Source organism: Microcystis sp. LE18-22.4A (assembly GCF_027531105.1).
Lineage (GTDB): Bacteria > Cyanobacteriota > Cyanobacteriia > Cyanobacteriales > Microcystaceae > Microcystis > Microcystis aeruginosa.
In genome coordinates this window covers 1-3,733 of sequence record NZ_JAPZRB010000290.1, presented here as the reverse complement: position 1 = coordinate 3,733, position 3,733 = coordinate 1, and the positions used below count along the sequence as shown (strand labels likewise).

8 protein-coding genes are annotated in these 3,733 nt (G+C 39.6%); 4 read left to right on the top strand and 4 right to left on the bottom strand.

Annotated features, from left to right (window positions below):
• Together O9295_RS27850 and O9295_RS13420 are read right to left on the bottom strand one after the other, a co-directional pair.
• Positions 1 to 118: immunity protein CdiI family protein (locus O9295_RS27850; protein ID WP_502846503.1), on the bottom strand; the 118-nt coding region annotated here is incomplete at its 3' end.
• A 208-nt stretch (positions 119 to 326) separates the two neighbouring features.
• Positions 327 to 767 carry a hypothetical protein gene (locus O9295_RS13420; RefSeq protein WP_353851863.1) on the bottom strand — a complete coding sequence of 147 codons (441 nt, stop codon included), beginning with the start codon at positions 765 to 767 and terminating at the stop codon, positions 327 to 329.
• 741 nt (positions 768 to 1,508) lie between these two features.
• Here O9295_RS13420 and O9295_RS13415 point away from each other — a divergent pair.
• From O9295_RS13415 to O9295_RS13400, 4 genes are all read left to right on the top strand, one after another.
• Positions 1,509 to 1,865 (top strand): type II toxin-antitoxin system RelE/ParE family toxin, encoded by a 357-nt coding sequence (locus O9295_RS13415; protein WP_190720327.1) that lies wholly within the window; start codon positions 1,509 to 1,511, stop codon positions 1,863 to 1,865.
• Complete coding sequence (locus tag O9295_RS13410; RefSeq protein ID WP_190720324.1) at positions 1,858 to 2,133, top strand: helix-turn-helix domain-containing protein; 276 nt, start codon at positions 1,858 to 1,860, stop codon at positions 2,131 to 2,133. Before O9295_RS13415 ends, O9295_RS13410 begins: the two co-directional genes overlap by 8 nt.
• 435 nt (positions 2,134 to 2,568) lie before the next feature.
• On the top strand, positions 2,569 to 2,853 hold the full coding sequence (locus tag O9295_RS13405) for a type II toxin-antitoxin system Phd/YefM family antitoxin (RefSeq protein WP_288033288.1): 285 nt from the start codon (positions 2,569 to 2,571) through the stop codon (positions 2,851 to 2,853).
• Positions 2,843 to 3,166 carry a Txe/YoeB family addiction module toxin gene (locus tag O9295_RS13400; RefSeq protein WP_288033287.1) on the top strand — a complete coding sequence of 108 codons (324 nt, stop codon included), beginning with the start codon at positions 2,843 to 2,845 and terminating at the stop codon, positions 3,164 to 3,166. Before O9295_RS13405 ends, O9295_RS13400 begins: the two co-directional genes overlap by 11 nt.
• An 88-nt stretch (positions 3,167 to 3,254) precedes the next feature.
• Here the strand turns inward: O9295_RS13400 and O9295_RS13395 are convergent, their stop codons facing one another.
• Both O9295_RS13395 and O9295_RS13390 read right to left on the bottom strand, forming a co-directional pair.
• Entirely contained in the window at positions 3,255 to 3,494 is a 240-nt protein-coding gene (locus O9295_RS13395; RefSeq protein ID WP_002751846.1) for a hypothetical protein, read from the bottom strand.
• A gap of 59 nt (positions 3,495 to 3,553) precedes the next feature.
• Positions 3,554 to 3,733: a hypothetical protein gene (locus O9295_RS13390; RefSeq protein WP_190720315.1), complete on the bottom strand. Its 180-nt coding sequence runs from the start codon at positions 3,731 to 3,733 to the stop codon at positions 3,554 to 3,556.

Here is a 3,733-nt window from a genome sequence, read left to right as displayed (position 1 = left end):
AACGTTGAATGGTTGCTTGACTTAATGGTAATTCTTCAGGAGCAATGTTATCAATTTCATCTACTCCCCAAAGTGGGTAACTTCCATAATCTGCCCAAAGTTTGATTCTGATTGCCATAACTATCATTCCTGAATAAGTTTATTAATTAATCGAGCCGTAGGTTGGGTTGAGCTATCATTATTGCTCAGGTATTACCAATCGGCTCAAAAGGCGAAACCCAACAAACATTGTGAAAATATTCCAGGAAGTTGTTGGGTTTCCTTGCGTCAACCCAACCTACGAGTCTTTATTCAGTGAACAGTTAACAGTTAACCGAGGTAATATATTACCTCCATTCAACTGAGAAATTAGAACCTACTAATCGCAGATAAACGATTCTTCCGGGCAAATTTCCTTTAAAGAGAATTTTTCCGTTAATGGCGACTCTAGAAGGCATATCCCTAAATAGTAGTGCCCCCCCTGGACCTATTGCTCCAATAATGCCCTGCGATCCCTTCAATTGCTTGCCAGTAGAATCAATGATGATAGAGTCTTGGGGAGAAAAATAAAGATCTCTGACTTCCCCTAAGTTTGCAACCATAAAAGTACAAACTACAGAATTATTGTCTTTATTACAATTCTGAATCTCGAAAGCAAAACCATTGCTTACAACTCTCAAATTACGGGCTTGAGCAATATCATCGTGATTCTGATAGAAGTTAGAACATAAAGCTGTAGTTAAGGCTAAAATTGGTAGCCATCTGAAAAATCCTTTTTTCATCACCATTCGCTACTCAGTACATAAGTGTTCGCCCCCTCGCAGCTAGGTGAAGCAACAACCCAACCCAAGACCAAAGGGAGATAGCAGAAGGATACACACTCCCCCCCCCACAAATGTATCAAAAGCTACAATTTAATAAATCTTTATATTTCTCTCCCTAGCTTAGGGGTTGACAGAGCAGGGAGTCTCAGGTGTTTTCCGCTGTTTTACTGCTTCTCAGACGAACTATCGTCTTCCTTGAGTTATTGTGGCGCGGTCTGTCGGATTCGTCTTTGCGTTCATCTCTGTCTCGAAGTTGTTGAAGCGGATTGGCTCTGTTATTCTTTGTGTGATAAGTTTAACTTATATAGTGGTGATCGATCTCTGTGTCCTTTGTGTCTCTGTGGTTAGTTCCACTCACTGCCCCAAGACTGTATCTCAGAATACATTTTACCCACCAAACCTAAGAGAGCTGCGGATTCTCTATTTTGTTATAATTAGTGTCATTCGTTCGGTTTTAGCAGGGAAAAATATTCCGACACTTGCACAACTCTGACAATTTTAAGTACCTAAGCAAAATTAATTACACATATCTAACCACCTCTTGCATGAGTGCCCATCTTCACTAGGAAATTTATTTGGCACGACTACTTATTGAATGAAGATGTAAGATAATGCACAACCAATGACTGGCGATATGGAATCACTACAATCCAAATGAAATGGCATCACTAAAATATTGAAATGTTTTCTTAAACTGATTATTATATGAAGGAGATTGTTTTTTATCGTACCCAGTCAGGAGCCAGCCCCGTTGAAGATTTTTTAAATTCTCTGTCTGGAAAACAAGCTCAAAAAGTGTTGTGGGTGTTACGCTTAATTCAGGAGTTAGATTCTGTTCCGAGTCAATACCTGAAAAAATTAGTCAATACTGATGATATTTGGGAAGTGAGGGTTCAGATTGGCAATAATATATTCCGTCTGCTGGGCTTTTTTGGAGAAAGTGATTTAATTATTTTAACGAACGGATTTGCCAAAAAGACTCAAAAAACACCATCTCAAGAGATTTATTTGGCAGAGCAACGAAAACGAGACTACTTAAACAGGAGATTCGACGATGAGTGATGTAGAACAATATATTAACAGGAGAAAACAAACTGACAGTCAATTTTGCCAAGGCTTCGAGTCTGGTTATCTCAGTTTCAAGCTGGGAGTTATCTTAGCACAGGCAAGAGAAGAAGCTGGACTGACTCAGGAAGAATTAGCGCGTAAGTTAAATTGGGATAAAGCAACAGTTTTCAACCTAGAAGAGAATGTGGAATCTGTCGGTATTTCTACTTTAGAAAAATACGTCAAAGCTTTAGGAAAGGAACTTGTTGTGGAAATAAGATAGCGGCTTCTGTGGGTTGTCGATTCAGAAAATCCCGTCCCGCACCAACTAGCTGATAGACTGGGGATAAGCTGTGCTGAATTTAAACTGCGTATTGGAATTTTTAGTACAAATGCTCGAACTTTCTCTCCCTGCTCCCTTCTCCCTTGCAGTCTTAACGAGCAATTCAGATAGTCAACAGCTTAATATCCCTCCGGCCAATCAGTTCATCTCCCTGAATCGGTGGAACTGTTGGCTTTTCTAGGTTTGGCTAAGGAACAGCCCAACCCAACACCAAAGCTGTACGACAATAGAGTACACACAAAACTAAACTAAGCTGTAGCCTGAGCTACAATTTTATAAATCTTTACATTCTCCTCCCTTCGGATTTTGGGGTTTTTGGGGAGTTCAAGAGCTTGAAATTGTACAATAAGGTCGTACAAGTATCCCCTAAAAATCATGTTAAGCAAAGAAACCACCTACTCTCAGGCGAGAATGAATTTAGCGAGTCTCTTAGATCAGGTGTGTGACGAATCTCAAATTATCGTCATTAAGCGTCGCAATCAGAAAAATGTGGCCTTAATTGCTGAAGATGAGCTTTCCAGTTTATTAGAGTGTGTTTATTTATTGCGCTCGCCAGAAAATGCCCAACGCTTATTTCGCTCTTTAGCATGGACCCACACAGAAGATGCAACTCCTCAAACATTAGCTGAATTGAAAGAGGAGTTAGGAATTGAGTCCTAAAAGAGAAAATAAGCCAGATAAACCTCAAAACAATCCTATTCATCGTTATTTGCCCGTTTTTAGTCCTGATTTCAAAGCAGATTTAGCTTGGTGGTATCGGAACGAACCGAAAAAAGGCGATAAAATCTTAGACTTAGTAGCAGATATTTTGGATGGCGATCCGTTTACAGGATTGGGTAAACCCGAACCTCTTAAGTATATTGCTGCCGACACTTGGTCACGACGGATCGATTTAGAGCATCGTTTGATTTATAAAGTCACAGGAAATAAGGTTTATTTTTTACAAGCTCGTTATCATTATCAATCAGGCTAAACTCAGACAAACCCATCAAGAAACTTTACAGGAGAAAGGGGACAAAGAACGTATTTTGTCGGTTCTTTTTCGATGGATTGAGAAGGTTTTAGTTGGCAACTGATAATAAAGCTTCTTCTATTGGCTTTGGTAACTCAATAGCATGAAACCGATTCACAGAAAAAGCGTAATCCTCACCACTTTCATCAATAACCCGAATTAGACTGTTGATTTCTGCTGTCTCATCAGGGATAACGCGGTATATTTTGCCAACTTCTAGTGAAGCTTCGTAGCCTTCATTATTGAGACAAACTGCGAACTTATTTGTTGGAGATGACTCTATTTTCATGGTCAATCTAGAAACGGTAGCTTGAGCTTAAATTCTTTTTTGCCGATGCCATGAGCTTCCTACCAATGGACTTCAGCTAACCTTACTATACCATTGGCAAGCTGAACTTGGGCTATGCCCTTTAATTTTCTCCATTTACCTTTGCCATACTGTTTTTGCAACCGTTCCCGATTACGAATTCCTGTTCCTGTGGCAATAATCTCGATATTCGTGATATCGCTGATAATCTCAAAGTCCAC

Excerpts from the sequence above, each read along its gene's own strand:
- O9295_RS13420 (WP_353851863.1), bottom strand. The coding sequence starts at position 767 with ATGGTGATGAAAAAAGGATTTTTCAGATGGCTACCAATTTTAGCCTTA.
- O9295_RS13415 (WP_190720327.1), top strand. The coding sequence starts at position 1,509 with ATGAAGGAGATTGTTTTTTATCGTACCCAGTCAGGAGCCAGCCCCGTT.
- O9295_RS13410 (WP_190720324.1), top strand. The coding sequence starts at position 1,858 with ATGAGTGATGTAGAACAATATATTAACAGGAGAAAACAAACTGACAGT.
- O9295_RS13405 (WP_288033288.1), top strand. The coding sequence starts at position 2,569 with ATGTTAAGCAAAGAAACCACCTACTCTCAGGCGAGAATGAATTTAGCG.
- O9295_RS13395 (WP_002751846.1), bottom strand. The coding sequence starts at position 3,494 with ATGAAAATAGAGTCATCTCCAACAAATAAGTTCGCAGTTTGTCTCAAT.